Below are 23195 nucleotides of genomic sequence, written 5' to 3' on the forward strand. Positions count from 1 at the left end.
CTTGTCGAAATAGATCAGCGCCGCGGCGGCCACGCCATAGGCGCCCGAGCCGAGATAGATCTCGTTCAGATACAGTTCGAGAATCTTGTCCTTGCTGAAGGTCTTCTCGATGCGGAAGGCGAGGATGGCTTCCTTCGCCTTGCGGCCGAGCGAGACTTCATTGCCGAGCAGGAAATTCTTCGCCACCTGCTGCGTGATGGTGGAGGCGCCGACCGGGCGGCGGCTCTGCGCGATATTCGCGATATTCTGTACCACGGCGCGGGCGATGCCGACCGGATCGATGCCGCTATGCTCATAGAAGTTTTTGTCTTCAGCCGACAGGAAGGCCTGGATCACCGGCTTGGGGATCGCCTCGATCGGCACGAACAGGCGGCGCTCGCGGGCGAATTCGGCGATCAGTTTGCCGTCGCCGGCATGCACGCGCGTCGTCACCGGCGGCTGGTAATTGGCCAGCTGCTGATAGTCCGGCAGGTCGCGGCCGTAATACCACAGGCCGGCCAGGCCGGCGACGCCGGCACCGATCAGCGCCAGGACGGCGAGGAACAGCAGAAAGAAAAACCGCGACACCAGACGCATGGGAGGTCAGCTTCCCCGGGAAGATTTACAGGCACATTTTGGCCGTACAGGTATCCCCGAACGGCCAGCCTGTATAGCCACAAGATTATGGCGCCGATACGGCAGCGAAAACGGCGGCTTAGCGCGAATCCACCCCGAAAAACCGGTCGATGGCGCCGACCACGGCGGCGGCCAGCCGGTCGCGCCCGGCCTCCGAGAACAGCAGGGCCTCGTCGGCCGGATTCGACAGGTAGCCCAGCTCCAGCAGCGCCGAGGGCACGTCCGGCGCCGACAGCACGCGGAAATTGGCAGCGCGCAGGGCGTTGCGCCGCAGCGGCGTGGTTTCGCCCATCGACGCGGTCAGCAGGCCGGCGAAGCGGCTGGATAATCGGGCCGTATCGCGCGAGGCGAGGTCGAGCAGGATCGACACCACGTCGTCCACCTCATTCACCGGCATGCCGTCGGCCAGCTGGTCGGCGCGATTCTCGCGCAGCGCCAGCGCCTCGGCCTCGGTATCGCTGGCGGCCTCGGCGCGGGTATAGACGCTGGCGCCGCGGGTGGCACGGTCGCCGCTCAGGCTGTCGGCATGGATCGAAAGGAACAGGTCGGCTTCCCTGGCACGCGCCAGCGCCACGCGTTCCGGCAGGCGGATGAAGCGGTCGCTCTCGCGTGTCATCAGCACGCGGTAGCGCCCGGTGGCGCGCAGGCGCTGCGCCACGGCTTTCGCCACATTCAGCGTGATGTCTTTCTCATAGCGGCCCGAGGCGCTGATCGCGCCCGGATCCTGCCCGCCATGGCCGGCATCCAGCACGATCAGGCGCCGCCGTTCGCCCGGCGTCCCCACCGGCGGCGGGGCGATGTCCACCACGCTGTCGAGCGGCAGATGCACCGGAGCCACAAAGGCGGCGGCAAAGGCATTCGGCTCCGCCGGCCGCAGGTCGATCACCAGCCGATGGCCGCGCCCGCCCTGGGGGGCCAGATGGAAGGCGCGTTCCACCACCGCCGGTTCGATCAGGTCGATGGCGATCCCGAGCTGGCCGTCGGGCCCAGAAACGGGCAGGCCGAGGGCCGCCACCAGGCCGCCGGCGGTGATGGTGGGGGCCGGCGCGGCCCAGCGCATCGCCGGCAGGCTGAGAAGCAGGCCCAGTCCGTCGGCACTGGCAGCCAGACTGGCTGCGGGCGGGCCGGAGGCTTCCACCACCAGCCGGGTCAGGCCGGCATTCAGCCCGAGCTGCAACCCGGTCAGGCGCAGCGGCTCGGCCTGCACCGGGGGCGCCGCGCCCAGCACGGTCACAACTAAAAACAATATTAAAACCAGAGGCTTAATGGAAATCCCCCGCGCCATTGCCGCGTCGCGACAAGAAAGACCTTGTGGGTATGGCCCGGCAAAGCGTAGCATGCAACTGCGAATATCCGAGTCAGACCCGACCGTCCAGCCAATGCTTGTTCTTCAAGGACTTATGTTCTTCAAGACGGGCGGCCCGGAGGCGGCGGGTCGGCGTAGCGACGGTGAGCCCGCCCGCAATCATCCAGAGTTCAGCCCGAAGGAGGCGACCTGGCGCGAAGCGGCCCCCCAGTGGCGCTTAAGACATACCGGATGACAGTTGAAACCTTCGGGGCACCCGGTTCGGCCAATCCATATTGGGTTCGGTTCGGACGGAGGCTCGGCAGACCGGCGCCGCGGCGCGCTCAGCATCCCGTCTTGAAAGGGGACCGCTGATGAAGCGCCCACTCACCGGTCACCAGGATCATTACCGCCGTCGACCCTGAAAGGGTTTTGCGTCGGGCCGATCCGGCCGCAGTCCGCTTCGACAGCAAAGGCGCGCCGCCGTTTGTTATTCGCGCGGGCGGCGCCGCGCCGCAGGAATAATGCCTCATGGGCATGCGTATGTTGATTGATGCGACCCATCCGGAGGAAACCCGGGTTGTGGTCGTGAAGGGTACTCGGCTCGAAGAGTTCGATTACGAGACCTCCACCAAACAGGTAAACAAGGGCAACATCTATCTGGCGCGCGTCACGCGCGTCGAGCCCTCGTTGCAGGCGGCCTTCGTGGAGTATGGCGGCAACCGCCATGGCTTCCTGGCCTTCAGCGAAATCCATCCGGATTACTACCAGATCCCGATCGCGGATCGTCAGGCGCTGCTGGCACAGCAGGCCGAGGAAGAGGCGCGTGCCGCCGAAGCCGAGGAAGCCGAACTGGCCGCCGAGGAAGCCCGCGCGGCCCGCCGCGCCGAGCAGGCTGCCGCGAGCGATCGCGCCGACAGCGATGCCGGTGTCGAAACCGTCGATGGCGATTACGACACGGTCGAAGAGATCACCACGGAACCGACCGTTTCGGATGCACCTGCCTCCGAGGCGCCGGTAGCGGAAGCTGCGGCGGCCGAACCGGCTGCGTTGCGGGCCGAACAGGAAGAAACCGCGGCAGCTCCGGCTGAAGCACCGCCGGCTGAAACAGGCGCGGTGGACGCACCGGTGGCTGAAGCCGCTGCGGCGGAAACCCCGGCCGGGGAAGCCGTCGAAACCTCCGGCCAGCCGGCTTACTGGAACGTGCCGCATGCCGCCGCTCCCGTACCGACCGTGAGCGCGCCCGCCGACGACGAACATCACGACGACCACGCCTCGGACGCACATGACGAGTCTCATGGCGATGAGCACCATGCCGACGATCATCATGGCGATGAAGGCCATGCCGAAGACGGCAAGGGCGAGGAAAACGGCAAGAGCGACGAGAGCGACGAAGGTCGCGCGCGCCGCCGCCGCACCAACGTGTTCCGCCGCTACAAGATCCAGGAAGTCATCAAGCGCCGGCAGATCATGCTGGTGCAGGTCGTCAAGGAAGAGCGCGGCAACAAGGGCGCGGCCCTCACCACCTATCTGTCGCTGGCCGGCCGCTATTGCGTGCTGATGCCCAACACCGCGCGCGGCGGCGGCATCTCGCGCAAGATCCAGTCGCAGGCCGACCGCAAGCGTCTCAAGGCGATCACGGCGGAGCTGGATATCCAGGACGGCATGGGCGTGATCGTGCGCACCGCCGGCATGGAACGCTCCAAGCCGGAGATCAAGCGCGACTTCGAATATCTGCTGCGCAGCTGGGACAGCATCCGCGAACGCACGCTGGAATCCTCCGCCCCGGCCCTGATCTACGAAGAGGCCGGGTTGATCAAGCGCTCGATCCGCGATCTCTATTCGGATCAGATCGACGAAGTGATCGTCGAAGGCGAGGAAGGCTATCGCTTCGCGCATGATTTCATGCAGATGCTGATGCCCAATCACGCCGACAACGTGAAGCAGTATCAGGACAAGATTCCGCTGTTCACCCGTTACCAGGTCGAACAGCAGCTCGATGCCATGTTCTCGCCCACCGTGCAGCTGCGCTCGGGCGGTTACATCGTCATCAACCCGACCGAAGCGCTGGTCTCCATCGACGTGAACTCGGGCAAGTCGACCCGCGAACACAATATCGAGGAAACCGCCTACAAGACCAATCTGGAGGCGGCCGAGGAAGTCGCCCGCCAGCTGCGCCTGCGCGATCTTGCCGGCCTCGTCGTGATCGATTTCATCGACATGGAAGAGAACCGCAACATCCGCAAGGTGGAGCAGAAACTGAAGGAATGCCTGCGCAACGATCGCGCACGCATCCAGGTCGGCCGCATCTCCGGCTTCGGCCTGCTGGAAATGTCGCGTCAGCGCCTGCGTCCCAGCCTGCTGGAAAGCTCGACCATGCCCTGCCCGCATTGCCAGGGCCGTGGCTATGTCCGCTCGATTGAATCGACCGCGCTCACCGTGCTGCGTGCCATCGAGGAAGAGGGCATCCGCGACCGGTCTGCCGAGATCACCGTCGCGATGTCGGCGGAAGTGGCGCTCTATCTGCTCAACCACAAGCGCGACCGTATCGGCGACATGGAACGCCGCTATGTGATGCGCGTGATCCTGGCCGCCGATCCGAGCCTGGTGCCGCCGGACTTCCGCATCGAGCGCAGCAAGACGCGCCAGCCGGGCGAAGTGAATCGTCCCGAGGCGCCGGTCAAGCTCGATCCGATGCGTCCGATCACCCAGGAAAGCGCCTATGCCAGCGACGCCGATGAGGGCGACGCGGAAGACGCCGACAGCGAGACCGAAACCGCGGCCGAAGCCGGCGGCACCGCCGGTGAAGAGGGTGCCGAGGGCGATGCCCGTCGCCGCCGCCGTCGCCGTCGCCGTCGTGGCGGTCGCGACCGTGAAGGCCGCGAGGATGGTCGTGAAGAGGGCGTCAGCGCCGGAGCCGCCGCAGGCGAGACTGAAGCTGATGGCGAAGCCGGCCCGGCCGGCGACGATGCCGCCGACGAGTCCGGCGATGACGAGGCCGGCGAACAGTCGGCCGAGCCGCGCGATGGCGAGGCCCAGGGCGAGAACCAGGGTGAAGGTCTGGATGGCGAAGGCCGCCGCCGCCGCCGTGGTCGCCGTGGCGGTCGCCGTCGGCGCGGTCGCGAAGAAGGCGGCGAGGGCGGCGAACGGACTGGCGAACGCCAGCCGCGTGCCGAGCGGGCGCCGCGCGAGGATCGCCCGCGTCGCGATGACAGCTATGACGCCGGCAGCGCGATGACGCCGGCCGCCATCGGCGCGATGCTCGATGGCGTGCCCGATTTCGATTTCGGCGATGACGAACCGGTGCCGCAGCGCGCGCCGGCCAGCAAGGCGATCGAGCATGAGCCCGAGGCGCTAGCGCCGTTCGAGGCTCCCGCGCTCTCGGCACCGCCGCCGGTCGATCAGACTTCGACGGCGCCGTCCGCCGCGCCCGACATGCCGCCTGCCGCGCAAAGCCCGGCAAAGCCGGCGCCGGCCGCGCCGGTCAGCACGGGTCCGGTCTTTGAAACCACCGTGATCCGGCCCGATGGCAACGCCGACAAGCCGGCCGACGCCCCAGCCCCGAAAAAGGGCTGGTGGCGCCGTTGAGCGCACCGATGATCGAACCGGCCATCCGCCGCGCCGCGTCGAAGGACGAGGCGCGGCTGGGCGCCCTGCAGAAGCGTGCCTATGTCAAATACGTGCCGCTGATCGGCGCCGAGCCGCAGCCGATGGCGGAGACGCCGGCCATGCTGCTGGCCGGCTACGAAGTGTGGGTCGTCGATGGCGTGGAAGACGGCCTGGCCGGCGCGCTGGTGTTGCGCACCGCTGCCGATCATCTGCTGGTCTGGAGCGTCGCGGTCGATCCGACCCAGCAGGGCACCGGCCTTGGTCGCCGCCTGCTCGATTTTGCCGAAGCGCAGGCGCTGGAGCGCGGCTTCAGCGAAGTGCGACTCTACACCAACGCGCTGTTCACCGAGAACCGCAAGCTCTATGCCCATCTCGGTTATGCCGAGACCGGCTCGGAAACCTTTGAGGGCCGCGAGCTGGTGCATATGGCCAAGGCGCTGGCGGCAACGGCGTAAGCGGCCCGGCCGCGATGACGATAGACTCCGCGCGCGATCTCGAAACCTATCTGCACGCGCATATCCCGCTCTCGGCGGCGATGCAGGTTTCGGTCGTGTCGGTGTCGGCAGAGGCCGTGACGCTGGCGGCCCCGCTGGCGCCCAACATCAATCACCGCAGCACGGCCTTCGGCGGCAGCGTCTCGACGCTGGCGATCCTCTCCGCCTGGTCGCTGGTCAACCTGCGCCTGAATGCCGAAGGGCTGCGCAGCCGTCTGGTGATCCAGTCCAATCGCATGGATTACGACGCGCCGATCGAAAGCGATTTCACCGCCACGGCAACGCTGGCCGATCCGGCCGCCTGGCCGCTGTTTACCAGGATGCTTCAGCGCAAGGGGCGTGCGCGGGTCGTGGCGCAGTCGCTGGTACGCTGCGGCGATGTCGTCGGCGGTCGTTTCGAGGGCGAGTTCGTGGCGTTCCGGCTGGATAGCTAGAATACGTCATCCTCGGGCTTGTCCCGAGGATCCATCTGCGCGTGCCGATGCGTGGATGGTTGGGATGGACCCTCGGCACAAGGCCGAGGGTGACGGCTTTTATAGCGCCGTCACTTCACCCAGTCCTTCAGCCGCTTTGCCGCCTCGATCATGCGCTCGGTGCTGCCGGCGAAGGAATAGCGCATGAAGTAATGGCCGCGGCCGCGGTCGAAATCGAAGCCCGGCGTGGCGGCAATCCCGGTCTCGGCCAGCATCCTTTTGCAGAACTCATTCGCGTCGTTGGTGAAGCGGCTGATATCGGCATAGAGGTAGAAGGCGCCATCGGCCGGTGCCAGGCGGTCGAATCCCGCCTGCGGCAATTCGTTCAGCAGGATCTCTCGGTTCTTCGCATAGCGCGCGACATTCGCCTCCAGCTCGTCGTAAGCATCGAGCGCCGCCACCCCGGCCACCTGGCTGATGCCGGGCGCCGAGATGTAGAAATTCTGCGTCAGGCATTCGATCGGACGCAGCAGGCTTTCCGGCACCACCATCCAGCCGAGCCGCCAGCCGGTCATCGAGAAGTATTTGCTGAAACTGTTGATCACGATGGCCTGGTCGGTCAGCGCCAGCACCGACTGCGCGCGGCCGTTATAGGTGATGCCGTGATAGATCTCGTCGACGATCAGCCAGCGGCCTTTGGCCTGGCAGTCGTCGACCAGCGCCTTCATCTCGGCCTCGCCCAGCATGGTGCCGGTCGGATTGGCCGGACTGGCCACCAGCACGCCTTTTGCCTGCGGCGCCTGTGCGTTGATCAGTTGCGGCGTCGGCTGGAAGCGCGTCTCCGGCTCGGTGACGATCATCGCCGGCTGCAGGTCCAGCGCCTTCAGGATGTTGCGATAGGCCGGATAGGCCGGCTCGCCCAGCGCCACCGTGTCGCCGGCATCGAAGGCCGAGAGAAACGCCAGCTGGAATCCCGCCGAGGAACCGGTGGTGACGACGATGCGCTCCATCGGCACATCGAGGCCGTAATAGCTGCGGTAATGCCGGCTGATCGCCGCACGCAGCTCGGGAATCCCGAGCGCCAGCGTATAGCCGAGCGGATCGCGCTGCATGGCGGCCGCGGCGGCCTCGATCGCCTTGCGCGGCGCCGGCGTCGAGGGCTGGCCCACTTCCATGTGAATCACATCGCCGCCAGCGGCTTCGCGCGCTGCTGCGGCCTTCATCACTTCCATGACGAAGAAGGGGTCGATCGCCCCGCGTTTTGACGGCACCGGTTTCATGGCAATGCTGCCGTCAGTAGTGGCGGCCGAAGGCGAGGCCGTAGCCGCGCCGGTCGGTGGCGAAGCTGCAGGTCGTCAGGTCGCGCGGCGCGCCCTCGGCGCAATAGGCGAGATTGACGCGGCCGAGCCGGCCGATCTCGTTCACCGTCACGCCGCGCTGCTGCATCTCCTTGTAGATCGCCGGATCGGCGCCGGGTTCCACCAGCAGCGGCGCTTGCGGATTGGCCTGGAACAGGCGCGGCTGCGCCAGGGCGGGCAGGGTCGGGTCCTGCTTGACCTTGCCCAGCGCCGCCTGCAGCACGCTGTAGGCGGTGGCCGCCGCGGCCGGCGCGCCGCCGCTGCCGGCTGCGGCCAGCACTGCCTGGTTGATGCGCGGCATGGTGCCGATCATCGCGGTCAGATACGGCGTCTCGTCGCCCCCCAGTCCGGGCGGCGCCGCGAACAGGATGCCGGTCTCGCGGCCGACCAGGCGCGATCCGTAAGCCAGCCCCATGCTGAAGGCGCAGGCCACGGTGCCGCCGCGGCTGTCCATCGCCGCGATGCTGCTGGAACCGAAGCTGTTCATCGGCAGGGTGGCGGGATCGCTGCGATAGGCCTGGCCCAGGCTGGCGGCGAACGTGTCGCTGCGCACGGCATTGCTGCCGCCGAACAGATTCGAGCTGCGCAAAAAGCTGCCGCCGTCATAGGTCTGTTCCAGCAGCCAGGCGGCGACGGCGCCGCCGGCCGGCGTATTGGCGGCATAGATGGTGGTCGAATTCTCGAACGGCACTTCGATCGGTTTGGTCACCGCGACCGCATAGGCGCCGAGGTCTTCCAGCGTGATCTTGCCGCCGGCGGCTGCGATATCGGCCGCCACCTGGCGCGCCAGCTGGCCCTGATAGAATTCGCTCGGGCCGGTCAGGCGCAGCCGCGCCAGCGTGGCGGCCAGTGCCGGCTGGCTGCGGCGCTCGCCTTCCTGCGGCACCATGCCGGTGCGGGTGCCAAAAACCGGGCGCAGGCCGGGGCTGTCGGTGACCGGGGGCTGGGTCTCCACCGCGGCCTGCACGAAGGCCCGGCTGGCGCCATCGCCGAAGCGTGCCAGCTGCTCGGCCGGCGCCACCACGGCCTCCCAGCGCAGGCGGCCGTATTTGCTCTGCAGCAGGCCGAGGCCGCGCACCAGCGCCGGCATCGCCACCGGGCCGCCGGCCCTGGCGGCCACGGCGGGAAATTCGATGGTCTCGGCCTTCTTGAGCGCGGCATCGCTGGCGACGCAGACACCGCCGCTGCCCAGGCCGGCACCGTTGGGATAGGTCACCGCATAGGCCAGCGCCGCTGCCGCCACCGCATCGGCGGCGCTGCCGCCATTGGCCAGGATGTCGCGCGCCACCATGGCCGCACGCGGCTCATCGGCCGCCACGCCGCCGCGGAAACCCGCCATATAATTCACCGAGCCGGCGTTCTGGGGCGAATCGAACCAGCTGCTTTTGCCGCAGGAAGCCGTGATTAACGCTACCAGAGCGAGCAGGGCGCATTGACGGAGGCCGTGACCATGCTTACCTAATCGATACTGCAGGAGGTCGCCCGCTTTGTTGGGACAATACTTCGCCATGCGCCGTTCTCTCATCCGTCGTTCGTTGCTCCGACGTCTCACCGTGTTGCGACGTGTGACTGCTGCCGGGTGTATGCTGCTGACGGCCGCCAGCGCGATTCTGCCGACCGCGGCCGAGGCCCAGCGCCGCAACGCCATTTCTCTTGTGCGCGACGCCGAGATCGAAAATACCATCCGCGCCTATGCCGCGCCACTCTTCGGGGCGGCCGGATTGTCCAGCGACGCCATCTCGGTCCACCTGGTCAATGACCGCGTGCTGAACGCTTTCGTGGCCGGTGGCCAGCGCATTTTCATCAATACCGGCCTGCTGATCCGCGCCGACCGGCCGGCCCAGGTGATCGGCGTGCTGGCCCACGAAATCGGCCATATCTCCGGCGGCCATCTGGCCCGCCTGTACGATGCGCTGGATAACGCCTCCACTGCCATGATCCTGGCGATGCTGTTCGGCGCCGCCGCCGCCGTCGCCGGCTCGGGCGGGGGCGGGGCGGCGGCCGTGCTGGGCGGCCAGCAGATGGCCGAGCGCAACCTGCTCGCCTTCAGCCGCGCCCAGGAATCGGCCGCCGACCAGGCGGGCGCCAGCTTCCTGGAACAGACCAACCAGTCGGCCTCGGGCCTCGTCGAGTTCCTGCGCATCATCGGCCAGCAGGATGCCCTGCTGTACGAGCGCCAGGACCCCTATGCGCGCACCCATCCGATGACGCCGGAACGCGTTGCCGCGCTGGAATCGCGACTGTCGCGCTCGCCTGCCCGCAATGCCAAAGACAGTCCGGAGAATATCGAGCGTTTCCGGCGCATGCAGGCCAAGCTGATCGGCTATCTCGATGGCCTGCCGGCCACCTTGCGCAAATATCCCGAAACCGACACCTCGCTCTATGGCCGCTATGCCCGCGCCTTCGCCTATTTCCGCGCGCTGGATTTCCAGCGCGCGCTGGCCGAGACGGATGCGCTGATCCAGCTCTATCCGAACGACCCGTATTTCCGCGAGCTGAAAGCCGACATCCTGCTCAATCAGGGCAAGGTGGCGGAGTCGCTGCCGCCGATGCAGGAGGCGCATCGCCTGGCGCCGAACGAGCCGCTGCTGGCCTACGGACTGGGCCAGCGCCTCGTCGCGCTGGACGACACCGGCCGGCTGCCCGAGGCGATCGATATCCTCAAGCAGGTGACGCTGCGCGAGCCCGATAACGGCGCGGCCTGGCAGCAGCTCGCCGTCGCCTATGGTCGCAGCGGCGATATCGGCATGGCCTCGCTGGCCTCGGCCGAACGCTTCCTCGCGTCCGGCAGTTACCGCGATGCGCTCGGCCAGGCCGAACGGGCCAGCCGGATGATGAAGGAGGGCGCGCCGGGCTGGCTGCGCGCCCAGGATATCATCGCCGCTGCCAAGGATGGCCAGCGCGAGGAACGCCGGCGCGGCAGCCGCCTGAATTCGGGTTTCCATATCGGTCCGCGCACCGCCGACTGAGGCTTTTCCCGCCATTCTCACAGGCTTGTGGCTTGGCCCGGGCAGCGGCGCCGGGCATAGTCCGGGCTGGTTTTTCAAAGGGTTTTCCGATGCTCCGTTTCGCCCGTCCGTTCGTTCTCCTTGCCGCGCTGTCTGGCTTCGCGCCGGCCGCCTGGGCGCAGACCGCGCAGCCGTTCACGCCCGACCAGAAGGCCGCCCTGCACCAGCTGGTCCGCGAAGTGCTGATCAGCAATCCGGAAATCCTGGTCGAGGCGATGAACGCGCTCGAGGCCAGGCAGCAGGCCGAGGCCGGCAAGGCCGCGAAAGCTGCGATCGTCGCCAATCGCAAGGCGCTGGTCGATGACGGCGTGTCCTTTGTGGCCGGCAATCCGAAAGGCGATGTCACCATCGTCGAGTTTTTCGATTACCGCTGCGGCTACTGCAAGCAGGTGCAGCCCAGCCTGCTGACCCTGCTCAAGGAAGACAGCAAGGTGCGGCTGGTGCTCAAGGAACTGCCGGTGCTCGGGCCGGAAAGCGTGATGGCCTCGCGCGCCGCCGTGGCCGCGCTGGAACAGGACAAGGGCAGCAAGTATCTCGGCTTCCACAATGCGATGATGGCCTATCGCGGCCAGATCACCGAGGCGGAAGTGATGCGCATGGCGACCGAGGCCGGACTCGACCTCAAGAAGCTGAAGGCCGACATGGCGAGCCCGAAGGTGGAGCAGGTGCTGCGCGCCAATCTGGCGCTGGCCGACACGCTCGGCATCCAGGGCACGCCGGGCTTCGTGGTCGGCGACGAACTGATCCCCGGCGCCGTTTCGCTCGACGCCCTGCGCCAGATCGTCAAGCAGACGCGGGGCTGAAAACGGGACCCCGGGTCAAGCCCGGGGTGACGAATTTTCAGTGTAGTTCCGGCACCCCGGCCTTTTGAGCCGGGGTCCCGTTTCTATCGGGAAAGTCGCCGTATTTGACGAACCGGGCCGGTTTCCGTATGGTCCGCCCGCAACAAACCATCCGTAATCAAGGAATTACCATGCGCGCCGAAATCAGGGCGATGGCCGATGAGATCCAGCAGTCGCTCGGGCTGCTGAGGAGGTCTCTTTGACTGGGACAACGCGGTCAAGAAACTCGAAGAACTGAACGCGCGGTCGGAAGACCCCTCGCTCTGGAACAAGCCGGCCGAGGCACAGGCGCTGATGCGCGAGCGCACCAGGCTGGAGCGCGCGGTCTCCACCCAGCGCCGGCTCGAATCCGCCCTGCAGGACAATCTCGACCTGATCGAACTCGGCGAGGCCGAGGGCGACCAGGCCGTGGTCGATGAGGCCGAGGCCGTCATCATGGGCCTTGCTAAGGAAGTCGCGCAGGCGCGGCTGGAAAGCCTGCTGTCGGGCGAAGCCGACATGAACGACAGCTTCCTCGAAGTGCATGCCGGCGCCGGCGGCACCGAGAGCCAGGACTGGGCCTCGATGCTGCTGCGCATGTATGTGCGCTGGGCCGAGAAGCACGGCTACAAAGTCGAATACCAGGAAGAGAGCGAAGGCGAAGAGGCCGGCATCAAATCGGCGACCATCAAGGTGATCGGCCCGAATGCCTATGGCTGGCTGAAGAACGAGAGCGGCGTGCATCGCCTGGTGCGCATCTCGCCCTACGATTCAAATGCCCGCCGCCATACCAGCTTTTCTTCCGTCGGCGTCTATCCGGTGGTCGACGACACCATCGAGATCGAGGTGCTGGACAAGGACCTGCGCATCGACACCTATCGTGCGTCCGGCGCCGGCGGCCAGCATGTCAACAAGACCGACTCTGCCGTGCGCATGACCCATTTGCCGTCGGGTATCGTCGTCGCCTGCCAGATCAACAAGAGCCAGCATCGCAACCGCGACGAGGCGATGAAGATGTTGAAGGCGCGGCTGTACGAACGCGAATTGCAGAAGCGCGAGGCGGAGAAGCAGGCGGTGTTCGACTCGAAAAGCGATATCGGCTGGGGCCACCAGATCCGCTCCTACGTGCTGCACCCGTATCAGATGGTGAAGGACCTGCGCACCGAGTTGGAGACCAGCGACACCCAGGGCGTGCTGGACGGCGACCTCGACGCCTTCATGGCGGCCCAGCTCGCCTCCAAGGTCGGCGCCGGCGACACGGCGTAGGCACCGCACATTCACATATCGTCATGCCCGCGCAGGCGGGTATCCAGGCCGCCCGATCAACTGGGTTCCCGCTTTCGCGGGAACGACGACTAAAGAGAGACAACAGAAAATAGTCATCCTCGGGCTTGTCCCGAGGATCCATTTCCCTTTCGGCCTGGTTATGGCCCGACAGAAGCGGTGGATGGACCCTCGGCACAAGGCCGAGGGTGACGGTCTTTGAGTAACGCGCTTATTCCGAAAGCATCAGTCAAACCAAGTCACCACATCGTCACCCCGGCCGGAGCGGTAGCGGAGAGCCGGGGTCCCGTTTCGTCGCTGCGCATAAATGAAACTGCGAACAAACAAAAACGGCGACGCTGACTCGCGCCGCCGTTTTTGCCGTCTGCTAGGACTGCTACTGTAAACTCAGCTCGTGGCGCGGGCCAGGCCGGGCAGGCTGCCGATATCGGCGGCGCCGGCATTCTGGTTGCCGGCCTTGATCGTCTTGGCCGGTTTCTCGGCCACGGTCTCGGCGGTCTCGCTGTTGGCCACCACGCTCAGCTTGGCGCCATTCTCACGCGGGTTTTCGGCGAACTTGCACAGACCTTCGATCTTGGCGCCGGCGGCAATCGACAGCAGCTCGTGCCAGATATCGCCGCGCACCTTGGCGGTCTTGTCGAGTTCGACCGACTTGGCGCGGATGCGGCCGATCACCTCGCCGCGCACCAGCACATGCTCGGCCACCACTTCGCCGACCACCTTGGCATTCTCGCCGATCGCCAGCCGTGCCGCGGTGACGTCGCCGTTGACCAGGCAGTCGATCTGCACCTCGCCATCGGAGTTGAGATCGCCGTTGACCGTCAGGCCCGCGCTCAGGATCGACGGCGGCGCCTGCTTAGCGGCGGCCGGCGGATTGGTTTTCTTGCTGTTTGAAAACATGATAGCCAGCCTCAATGAATTTGCCGGGATCGATCTGCTCGTCGTCGAGCAGGATTTCGTAATGCAGATGCTGACCGGTGCTGCGACCGGTCGAACCCATGGTGCCGAGCTGCCGCCCGAAGGCGACGGTTTCGCCCGCCTGCACCGCAATCGCGCTGAGGTGAGCATAGCGCGTTTTCACGCCCAGGCCATGGTCGATTTCGACCGCGCGGCCATACGGGCCCTTGCGGCCGGCGAACACAATCACGCCGGGCGCGGTGGCGCGCACCGGGGCGCGCGTCGGGCCGATGAAATCGATACCGGCATGGAAGGCCGGCTGCTTGGTGAAGGGATCGGTGCGCCGGCCGTAGGTGGACGACACTTCCGCCTCGCCGCCCATCGGCAGGTCGAGCGGCAGGCGCTGCGCCAGCGCGAGCAGATCGCCCCAGCGGCCGAACTTGCCTTCCAGGTTGTTCATCTCGCGATCCGCATTCGGATCGGCCGAAGCCAGCGCAACGCCATTGACAGCATGCGGGCCATTGACGGCATGCGGTGCTTCGCCCAGTGCGCGCAGCGGGCCGCCGACACCGACATCGGCGCGCGCCTCGGCGGCGCGCGACAGCATGGCGCCGATATCCAGTCCGGTGCGGCCGAGCGCCTTTTCCAGCAGCGCCACGCTCTTCTCGGTGCGCGCGCCCAGTTCGTCGATCAGATCGCGCTGCTGGCCGCGCACGCCCAGGATGCGGGTTTCGATGTCGCGCGGCTTCACCGCCGGCACCGGCGGCCTGGCCTTGGACTCGCGCAGCATGCCTTCCAGGTCCTCGATCGAGGCCGGATCCTCCGCATCGCGGAGGGCGGCATCGCGCGGCGCCGCACTGGCCACCTTGATCTCGCCGGCTTTGCCGTCTGCCTTTGTCGTATCGGTGGCCTTGCCGGCATCGGCCACGGCGGTGCGGCTTTCGCCGGCCGGCGGCTTGGCCACCTTCGGCTCAGGCGTTTTCGCGGCCGGACCGGCGGCCTTGCCGGCTTCGGCGGTATCCGAGGGCAGGGCGGGGGTGCGCTGCTTCATCGCCATGTCATACAACCGGCGATAGCGCTCCTCGAGGTCGCGCGAGGCGACGACGAAATTCTCCTGGTTCTTTTCGTAATCGGCGGCGAGCCGCTCGTAGGCGTAGCTCAGTTCGGTGATGCGGCGGTCGCGCGCATCCAGCATGGTATCGCGATAGAAGACGTTGACGGAGGCGTAGCCGATCCAGCCGGCGAAGGCGACGATGCCGGTCGCCATGGCGATCTGGGCACGGCTGGAGAGGGCGACATAACGGACATCGCCGCGGCTGCGGAAGATGATCTGCCGCTCTGGGAACAGGCGCTCGCGCAACTCCCGCCATTGCCGTCTCGCGCGTCGCGTCACTCAACCCCCCGATTATGTTTCGAGAACTACCCGGACTTTTCCGTAAAACGCCTACGCTTTTTTAACCCCTCGCAGCAGGCCGCTCGATTAGGGCTTATTTGGTTTGGTTAATGCAAGAAAGAATCTGTTACGTTTTCCAAAAAAACGCGCGCGAACACAGACTTAACTCATGTCCGACGAGTTATCCACAGAGTGTGGATAAAGGCTGCAAGCGCTTGATTCTAAACCGTCTGGGCAGCCTTCAGAACAGCTTCCGCATGGCCATCGACTTTGACCTTGCGCCAGATGGCGGCGATTTTGCCCACACGGTCGATCAGGAAGGTGGCCCGTTCGATGCCCATGTAGGTCCGCCCGTAGAGGCTTTTCTCGACCCAGACCCCGTACGACTCGGTCACCTTGCCCGACTCGTCGGCCCCCAGCGCCAGCTTCAGCTTGTGCTTGGTTTTGAACTTGTCGTGGCTGGCGACGCTGTCGCGCGACACCCCGATCACCACGGCGCCCAGCTTGTCGAACTTCGCCTTGGCGGCGGTGAAGGCGATGGCTTCCCTGGTGCAACCGGATGTGTCGTCCTTGGGGTAGAAATACAGCACCACCGGCTTGCCCTTCAGCTCGGCCAGCGAAATCCTGCCGCCGCCATCGGTCGGCAGACTGAAGGCCGGCGCCCGATCTCCCGCTTGCAGCCCGCCTGCCGCTGTCGCGGGCTTCGGCTTGGCGGCTTTGGCGGCGGTCTTCGTCTTCGCTTCAGTCATCTTGGCCATCGGTCGGTCCTGTCGTGCTGTCGGTCTTGAGGGAGTCGGCGAGCGCAAGATAGGGCTCGGCCGGGGTGTCGACCAGAGCGGCGAACAGCGCCTGCACCTCGGCCTGGGTCTTCTGCAGCCGCCTGGTCAGTGCCGTCATGTCCCTGTCGCCGACCAGGCCGGGCAGGCGGCGCGCCAGCGCCGGCGGCCAGCGGTCCGGATCGCCGGCTTCATCGCGCCCGGCCAGCCGCGTGGTCGCCAGCAGGGTGGCATACAGGCTGCCGGCCGCGATCAGGGTTTTCGCCTGCGCCGCCTCCAGCAGTCTGGCATCGCGCAGCGCCTCCAGCGCCGCCAGCGGCTGCTGCTGCAGGATCGCGGGCGTCTGCGCGCCATGGCGCAGCAGCAGATACTGCACGATGAATTCCACATCGACCAGGCCGCCGCGCACCTGTTTCAGGTCCCAGGGGTTGTCGACCTTCTTATGTGCCGCCATGCGTCGCCGCATGGTCGCCACATCGGCCAGCAGCTTTTTCGGGTCGCGCGTCATGGTCAGGATGTCGTGGCGCAGCGCCTCGATCCTGCGGATCAATGCGGTCTCTTCCTTCGAATCATCGACCCCGCAGACGATGCGCGCCCGCGTCAGCGCCATATGCTCCCAGGTCCAGGCTTCCTTGCGCTGGTAATCGGCATAGGCATCCAGCTTGATGGCGATCGGCCCGGCGCCGCCGCTGGGCCGCAGCCGCATGTCGATCTCATACAGCTTGCCTTCGCCGGTCATCGCCGTGATCGCGGCGATCAGTCGCTGGCACAGCCGCGCGAAATACAGCCCCGGCGTCAGCGGTCGCGCGCCATCGGATTGTCCTGCCGTGTCCGGGCAGTCGAACACCAGCACCAGGTCGAGATCGGATTCCAGCGTCAGTTCCTGGCTGCCGAGCCGGCCGAGGCCGAGCAGCGCGATGCTCGATTTCGCGATGCGGCCATGCTGGGCGACGAATTCGGCACTCACCCGGCGCAGCAGGTCCTGCAGAACGACATCGGCGACATGGCTCAGCGCCTCGCCGGAGGCGCGGCCGTCCAGTTTGCCGCGCAGCAGCCCGATGCCGACCTGCAGTTTCAGTTCGGTGGTCCAGCGCCGCGCCCAGTCCAGCACATCCTGGAAATCGCGCGCCGCCTGCATCTGGCGCTGCAGGCTGGATGCCAGTGCCGGGCGCTCGAAAACCGCGGGATGCGCGGCATATTCGATCAGGCTGTCGAACAGCGCGGCATTCTGCGCCAGCGCATCGGCCAGCTGCGGCGCCGCCGCCAGCACCTCGGCCAGCGTGTCCAGCACATCGGGATTGGCCTGCAGCAGCGCGAACAGCTGCACGCCGGCCGGCAGGCTGGAGAGGAAATAGTCGAAGCGGCGGAAGGCGACATCGGCGCTGCCGGTGTTGGAGAACGCCTCCAGCAGCTGCGGCATGATGGCGGTGAGTTTTTCGCGCGCGCGTTCCGAGCGCATGGCGCGATAGCGGCCGAAATGCCAGCCGCGGATCATCGCCGCGATCGCCGGCGGATCGCTGAAGCCCATGTCGCGCAGGGTGTCGAGCGTGGCGGGATCGTCATCGGTGCCGGTGAAGACCAGGCTGCCGGCCTCGGTGCCGAGCGGCGCGGATTCGGCGAACAGGTTGTCGTAATAGGTCTTCACCCGGCCCAGCGTGGCCAGCATCTGCCGGCTCATCGCCTTCGCATCGGGCGCGCCGAGGAAGCAGGCCAGCCGCGCGAGGCCGTGCCTGTCGCCGGGCAGGGTGTGGGTCTGCTCGTCGTCGATCATCTGCAGGCGATGCTCGACGGTGCGCAGGTAGCGGTAGTCGGCGATCAGTTCGTCGCACACCGCCTGGCTCAGCCGCTCGGTGGCGACCAGCGCGCGCAGGGCATCGCAGGTGGCCGGCGCGCGCAGCCGCGTATCGCGGCCGCCGGCGATCAGCTGCTGCGTCTGCGCGAAGAATTCGATCTCGCGGATGCCGCCGCGTCCGACCTTGATATTGTGGCCGGCCACCGCGATCTCGCCATGGCCGCGATGCGCATGAATCTGCCGCTTGATCGAATGGATATCCTCGATGGCGGCGAAGTCGAGATTCTTGCGCCAGATATACGGCGTCAGATGTTTGAGGAAGCGCGCGCCGGCCTCCAGGTCGCCGGCGACCGGCCGCGCCTTGATCATCGCCGCGCGTTCCCAGTTCTGGCCGAAGCTTTCGTAATAGCCCTCGGCCTCGAGGGTGGAGACCGCCACGGGGAAGGAGCCGGGATCGGGCCGCAACCGCAGGTCGGTGCGGAACACATAGCCGTCTTCGGTGCGGTCGTGCAGCAGGCGCACCATCTGCTGGGTCAGGCGGATGAAGCATTCCAGCATCGAGCGCCGGCCGGTGTAGCGCGCCACCTCGGGATCGAACAGCACGATCAGGTCGATATCGCTGGAATAGTTCAGCTCGCGCGCGCCCAGCTTGCCCATGCCCAATGCAAAGAATCCGGAACCCCTGCACGGATTTTTCCTGTCCTGCACCACGAGGTCGCCGCTGTCGCCGGCCTCGCGCAGCAGCGCGGCAAACGCCAGCTCGACGCTCAGCGCCGCGAAATCGCTTAAACTCCCGGTGATCTTTTCCAGCGGCCACCGGCCGGTGATATCTGCCACCGCGATGCTGAGCGCCACCTGCCGCTTGGCGATGCGCAGCGGCAGCGCCAGATCGTCCGGCAGCTTCGCCTTGCGCGCGGCGGCTTTCAGGCGCGCCAGCGCGGCGGCCAGCGCCTTGTCGGGCCCGCCCGCGCTGCCGGCGTCGAGCAGCATGGCGACAACCGCCGGTTCGTGCAGGCAGAGATCGGTCAGGAACGGGCTGTTGCCGAACAGCCCTGCCAGCAGGGCCTTGCCGTCACCCTTGGCCGTCCGGGCGACCAGCGTTTTGGCCAGGGCGCGATCCGGCAGAGCGGCCAGATGCTCGCGCCAGGCGGCAAAGCCGCGTTCGGCCGCCGCCGGATCGAAGGGTTTCGGCAGCACGACAGGGGCGGTGTGAACCGCCGGCCGCGCCGGTCGTTTCGCCGGGGGTGCCGCCGCCGTCTTGCCCTTCGCCTTGGCTGCCTTGCCCTTCGACGTGTCAGCCTTCAGGCCGGGCTTCACGGCGGATTTACCGGCGGCTTTGTGACGGCCGTCGGCAGCTGCCTTTCTTTTGGCGGATTTTGCCTTCAATGCATTGGCAGGCATGGCGTTTCTCTCGTAGTGGCGCTGAAGTTCGGTTAAACTTGCGGCAGGGTCAAGCAACAGCGCCAAAGGGATCGGTACGGCAACCGCCCGCGCTTTGGCCTTCGGGTCGCTACAGGACGGAAAAGGCGAGGGCGCGACGTGGTATTGCGGTGGAGTCGATTCGTGGTGCGGACGGTGTCTGCCGTCGTTGTCACCATTGCGGTTCTGCTCGGCGCATTCGCCTGGCGCGTGGCCCAGGGACCGATTTCGCTCGGTTTCCTCTCGCCCTATGTCAGCGAGGCGCTGGCGCTGCCCGAATTCGGCTTCCGGGTCGAGGTGGCGGATGTGGTGCTGGCCTGGTCGGAGCGCGACCAGAGCCTGCGCCTGCGCCTGGTCGATGCGCAATACCGTGTCGACGCCGAGCGCGTGGTGCTGCGGGTGCCCTCGATCGATATGGGACTGAGCGGGCCGTCGCTGCTGCGCGGCGTGATCGCGCCGCGCTATGTGCTGGCCAGCGGCGTCGAGGCCCGGCTGGTGCGCGATGCACAGGGCCGTTTCCAGCTTGGCCTGCCGGAAACGGCGCCGGCCGACGGTGCGGCGACCGGGGATACGCCCGTCGTGCCGGCCGAGATGCATGCCGACGACCAGGCGGTGCAGGCGATGTTCGGCGCGATCTTCGACCTGCTTTCCAGGCCGCCATCGCACGACGATCCGCTCGGCCAGCTGCAGACTGTCTCGATCCTGGCCGACCGCCTGGTGATCGAGGACTGGAAGCTGAACCAGCGCTGGGTCGTGCCGCAGGCGCAGATCGGGTTTCATCGTGGCGAGGGCCATGTCTTCGCCTCCGCCAACGGCGCGCTCGACTGGCGCGGCCGCCGCGTCGATCTCAATGTTGACGCGGATTACACCGTGGCCGAGCGCACCGCCCGCGTCACCCTGAATTTTTCCAATGTCGAGCCGTCCGATTTCGCCGATGTGGTGCCCGAACTGGCGCCGCTGGACTATATCGCCGCGCCGCTGGCCGGCAGCCTGACGCTGACGGTCAGCGATACCGGCACCCAGCTCGGTCTCAATTTCGACCTGCGCGCCGGCGAGGGGCAGATCAATGCGCCCGACCTGCTGCCGCAGCCGCTGGCCCTGCAGGAGGCGCGTTTCCGCGGCTATGCCGATGGCAGCAAGGGCATCCTGTTTCTCGACGAAGCCAGCCTGTCCTTTGCCGACAGGTTCCGCGCCTCCTTCGGCGGCACGCTGACGCGGCAGGAGGGCGAGCGCTACGGTCTCGATATCAACGGCCAGTTCTTCGATATGGCCACCAATGCACTGGGGCAGTACTGGCCGCCGGGGATGGCGAAGAATGCGCGCGACTGGGTGACCGGCCATCTGAGCCAGGGCAAGGTCGGCGCCGGGCGGTTTGCCGCGAAACTGACGCCCGAGATGGTCGACGGCAGCAAACGCCTGCCCAGCGATGCGATCAAGCTGGATTTCGCCTTCGAGGGACTGACGCTCGATTACCTCGCGCCGATGAGCAGGATGACCGACGGCAAGGGCATTGCCAGCCTGGATGCCGATGTCTTCACGCTCAATCTGGAAAGCGGTCGCGTCGGCAATATCGCCAGCGGGCCGGGCAATGTGAAGATCACCGGTCTGCAGGACCGCGACCAGTTCGCCGAGATCAGCAACGTGGCGCGCGGCAGCAGTGCCGACATCCTCGGTCTGATCGACCAGAAGCCGCTCGGTTTCCCGTCCAAGCTCGGCATCAAGCCGGCCAGCGTCGGCGGTCAGGGCGAGGTGAAATTCCGCCTGCGTTTCCCGCTGCTGGTCAATCTCAGGGTCGACGATATCGCGGTCAATGCCGAGGCCGATCTGACCGATCTCACCATGGGCGGCCTGCTCGGCCGCTACGCGCTGAGCGAAGGCCAGATGAAGCTGAAGGTGGACACAAAGGGACTGGAAGCCAGCGGCCGGGCGGCGCTGAACGGCGTGCCGCTGCAGATCGGCTGGCGCGAGGAATTCAGTGCCAAGGCGCCGGTCACCGCGCGCTACACGCTGAAGGGCCGTATCGACGAGGCACAGCGCAAGGCGCTGGGCTATCCGCTGGCACCCTGGATCGACGGTCCGGCCGAGGCCAATATGGAGATCGAGGAGCGCCGCGGCGGCGAAACCGCGATCGGCGGCGAGTTCGATCTCAGGGATGCGACGATTGCCGTCGCCGATGCGCATCTGCTGAAACCGGCGGGCATGGCCGCCACCGGCCGCACCCAGATCCGCACCAAGACCGGCCAGCCGGTGCAGTTCGACCTGATCGAAATCGCCAGCGAAGCATTATCGGGCAGGGCACGGGCCGTGCTGAACGCCGACAACAGCTGGACGGCCGATATCGCCGCGCTGAAAGCGGGCCGGAGCGATGCCCAGGGACGGATCAGTTTTGCCGCCAATGGCGATGCGCAGGTCGCGCTGACCGGGCATCGCTACGACCTGCGCCCCTTCGTCGCGACGATCTTCGAGGACGATACGCCGCCGGGCACGAAGAAGCCGCGCCTGGCGCTCGACCTGCGGTTCGACGAGGCGCAGCTCGACGACGTGGTGGAGTTGCGCAACATGGCGCTGAGCGTGCGGCGCGAACCGACGCGGCTGGAAAAGGTCAGCCTGACCGGCGGTTTTTCCACCACCGGCGGCCTCACGCTGGAGATCGCGCCGGGACTGAACGGCCGCGACCTGAAGCTGCTGTCCGACAATGCCGGCGCGGTGCTGCATTTCCTCGGCGTCACCGACATGCAGGGCGGCACCATGACGGTGAATGCCCGCTACGACGACACGCAGGCGAGCCAGCCGCTGGCCGGCAGGATGGTGCTGAAGACTGTACGCGCGGTGCGGGCGCCCTTCCTGGCGCGACTGCTCGGCATCGGATCCTTCACCGGCCTGGCCGCGCTGCTGTCGGGCGAGGGCATCATGTTCGAGAATGGCGAGGTGCCGTTCAGCCAGAAGGACGGCGTCCTCACGCTGCAGCCCTCGCGGCTCAGCGGCCCGCAGCTCGGCATCACCTTCGAGGGCCATATCAACCAGAAGGCCGATACGGTGAGCGTCAGCGGCACGGCGGTGCCGGCCTTCGTGCTCAACACCATGCTCGGCAAGATTCCGCTGATCGGCAACCTGCTGGTGGGCGATGGCATTATCGGCGTCAATTTCGCCGTCTCCGGCGCCAAGGACGATCCGCAGTTCACCGTCAATCCGCTGTCGGCGATTGCGCCGGGCTTCCTGCGCCGCATCTTCCAGGCGCCGGAAGTCTCGACGCCATCCACCGGCGGAGCGCCGCCCGTGCTGCCGCCCACCGGCGGCGAGACCACCTCGGGGCAGCAGTAAGTCGGCTCAGCCCCGGCTGTCGAGCAGGTCGAAGGCCCAGCTCAGGTCGGCCTCCAGCGCCTTGCGCACGGCGGCGATGTCGCGCTTGCGCAGCGCGGCGACGATGCGGCTGTGGAAGCTGCCGCGCGTGCCGCGCTGGCTCGGCTTGTGGCGGTCGGAATGCCGCTCCACGGCGGTGCGGATATAGGGTCCGGATTGCAGCCACAGCGACCGGATGATCGCCAGCAGGCTGGGCGAGCCGCAGGCCTCGTACAGCGTGAAATGGAAACGCTGGTTGCACAGCAGTTCGCGGTCGGCATCGCCGGCCTCGGCGGCGGCGGTATAGGCGGCGTCGGCGGCGGCCAGTTCGGCCAGCAGCGCTGGCGTCACATGGGCGGCGGCCAGTTCGGCGGCATGGCCTTCCACCAGCAGCCGCGTGCGGCGCAGATCGGCCAGCCGCTCCGGCGTCATCGGCGGCACCCGCACGGAACGCTGCGGCAGGCCTTCCAGCGCCTTTTCGGCGATCAACCGGCGCAAGGCCTCGCGCACCGGCATCACACTGGTATCGAAAGCGGCGGCAAGGTCGCGGATGGTCAGCAGCTGGCCCGGTTGCAGCCGGCCGCAGATCAGCGCATCGCCCAGTTCGGCATAGACGCGGTCCTGCACGGTATCGCGCGCCACCGGCGCCACCGCACGGCGCACGGCCAGGATCCGGTCACTGGACGCGCGGT

General features: G+C 67.0%; 16 protein-coding genes. 7 read left to right on the plus strand and 9 right to left on the minus strand.

Annotation, left to right across the window (positions count from 1 at the left end; translation table 11 throughout):
* Positions 1 to 576 (minus strand): transglycosylase domain-containing protein (locus OJJ21_RS19060; protein WP_297688809.1); only part of this gene is annotated, 576 nt, incomplete at its 3' end.
* A 118-nt stretch (positions 577 to 694) separates the two neighbouring features.
* Positions 695 to 1849 (minus strand): N-acetylmuramoyl-L-alanine amidase, encoded by a 1155-nt coding sequence (locus OJJ21_RS19065; RefSeq protein WP_297688811.1) that lies wholly within the window; start codon positions 1847 to 1849, stop codon positions 695 to 697.
* Positions 1850 to 2431: 582 nt separating this feature from the next.
* On the opposite strand from OJJ21_RS19065, the gene OJJ21_RS19070 reads away from it, so the two are divergent.
* The 3 genes from OJJ21_RS19070 to OJJ21_RS19080 are packed head-to-tail and all read left to right on the plus strand — an operon-like array spanning position 2432 to position 6437.
* A complete protein-coding gene (locus tag OJJ21_RS19070; protein WP_297688813.1) occupies positions 2432 to 5488 on the plus strand; it encodes an Rne/Rng family ribonuclease in 3057 nt (1018 codons plus the stop codon).
* Positions 5489 to 5496: 8 nt separating this feature from the next.
* Positions 5497 to 5964, plus strand: a complete 468-nt coding sequence (locus OJJ21_RS19075; protein WP_297688816.1) for a GNAT family N-acetyltransferase — start codon at positions 5497 to 5499, stop codon at positions 5962 to 5964.
* 14 nt (positions 5965 to 5978) lie between these two features.
* Complete coding sequence (locus OJJ21_RS19080) at positions 5979 to 6437, plus strand: YiiD C-terminal domain-containing protein (RefSeq protein ID WP_297688818.1); 459 nt, start codon at positions 5979 to 5981, stop codon at positions 6435 to 6437.
* Between the two features lie 110 nt (positions 6438 to 6547).
* On the opposite strand, the gene OJJ21_RS19085 is transcribed toward OJJ21_RS19080, so the two are convergent.
* Together OJJ21_RS19085 and OJJ21_RS19090 are read right to left on the minus strand one after the other, a co-directional pair.
* Positions 6548 to 7696, minus strand: a complete 1149-nt coding sequence (locus OJJ21_RS19085) for an aminotransferase class I/II-fold pyridoxal phosphate-dependent enzyme (protein ID WP_366093358.1) — start codon at positions 7694 to 7696, stop codon at positions 6548 to 6550.
* A gap of 13 nt (positions 7697 to 7709) precedes the next feature.
* On the minus strand, positions 7710 to 9113 hold the full coding sequence (locus OJJ21_RS19090) for a gamma-glutamyltransferase (RefSeq protein ID WP_297688821.1): 1404 nt from the start codon (positions 9111 to 9113) through the stop codon (positions 7710 to 7712).
* Between the two features lie 244 nt (positions 9114 to 9357).
* Between OJJ21_RS19090 and OJJ21_RS19095 the strand changes: the two genes are divergently transcribed.
* The 3 genes from OJJ21_RS19095 (at position 9358) to prfB (ending at position 12869) form a co-directional block, all read left to right on the plus strand.
* Entirely contained in the window at positions 9358 to 10743 is a 1386-nt protein-coding gene (locus OJJ21_RS19095; RefSeq protein ID WP_297688823.1) for a M48 family metalloprotease, read from the plus strand.
* 89 nt (positions 10744 to 10832) lie between these two features.
* Complete coding sequence (locus tag OJJ21_RS19100) at positions 10833 to 11585, plus strand: DsbA family protein (protein WP_297688825.1); 753 nt, start codon at positions 10833 to 10835, stop codon at positions 11583 to 11585.
* A 170-nt stretch (positions 11586 to 11755) separates the two neighbouring features.
* A protein-coding gene (prfB, locus tag OJJ21_RS19105; protein WP_297688826.1) for a peptide chain release factor 2 occupies positions 11756 to 12869 on the plus strand; the annotation gives its coding sequence in 2 pieces (ribosomal slippage) (positions 11756 to 11821 and positions 11823 to 12869; 1113 coding nt in all).
* Positions 12870 to 13274: 405 nt separating this feature from the next.
* Here prfB and OJJ21_RS19110 read toward each other — a convergent pair.
* From OJJ21_RS19110 to OJJ21_RS19125, 4 genes are all read right to left on the minus strand, one after another.
* Entirely contained in the window at positions 13275 to 13787 is a 513-nt protein-coding gene (locus OJJ21_RS19110) for a polymer-forming cytoskeletal protein (RefSeq protein ID WP_297688828.1), read from the minus strand.
* A complete protein-coding gene (locus OJJ21_RS19115; protein ID WP_297688831.1) occupies positions 13744 to 15177 on the minus strand; it encodes a peptidoglycan DD-metalloendopeptidase family protein in 1434 nt (477 codons plus the stop codon). Before OJJ21_RS19115 ends, OJJ21_RS19110 begins: the two co-directional genes overlap by 44 nt.
* Before the next feature lie 221 nt (positions 15178 to 15398).
* Positions 15399 to 15935, minus strand: coding sequence for a peroxiredoxin (locus OJJ21_RS19120; RefSeq protein WP_297688833.1), 537 nt, complete (start codon positions 15933 to 15935; stop codon positions 15399 to 15401).
* Positions 15919 to 19146, minus strand: coding sequence for a bifunctional [glutamine synthetase] adenylyltransferase/[glutamine synthetase]-adenylyl-L-tyrosine phosphorylase (locus OJJ21_RS19125; protein WP_297688836.1), 3228 nt, complete (start codon positions 19144 to 19146; stop codon positions 15919 to 15921). Before OJJ21_RS19125 ends, OJJ21_RS19120 begins: the two co-directional genes overlap by 17 nt.
* Positions 19147 to 19320: 174 nt before the next feature.
* Here OJJ21_RS19125 and OJJ21_RS19130 point away from each other — a divergent pair, with 174 nt between their 5' ends.
* Positions 19321 to 22485, plus strand: coding sequence for an AsmA-like C-terminal domain-containing protein (locus OJJ21_RS19130; RefSeq protein ID WP_297688838.1), 3165 nt, complete (start codon positions 19321 to 19323; stop codon positions 22483 to 22485).
* Positions 22486 to 22491: 6 nt separating this feature from the next.
* On the opposite strand, the gene OJJ21_RS19135 is transcribed toward OJJ21_RS19130, so the two are convergent.
* Positions 22492 to 23195: GntR family transcriptional regulator (locus OJJ21_RS19135; protein ID WP_297688840.1), on the minus strand; the 704-nt coding region annotated here is incomplete at its 5' end.

Source organism: Ferrovibrio sp., assembly GCF_025869515.1.
GTDB lineage: Bacteria > Pseudomonadota > Alphaproteobacteria > Ferrovibrionales > Ferrovibrionaceae > Ferrovibrio.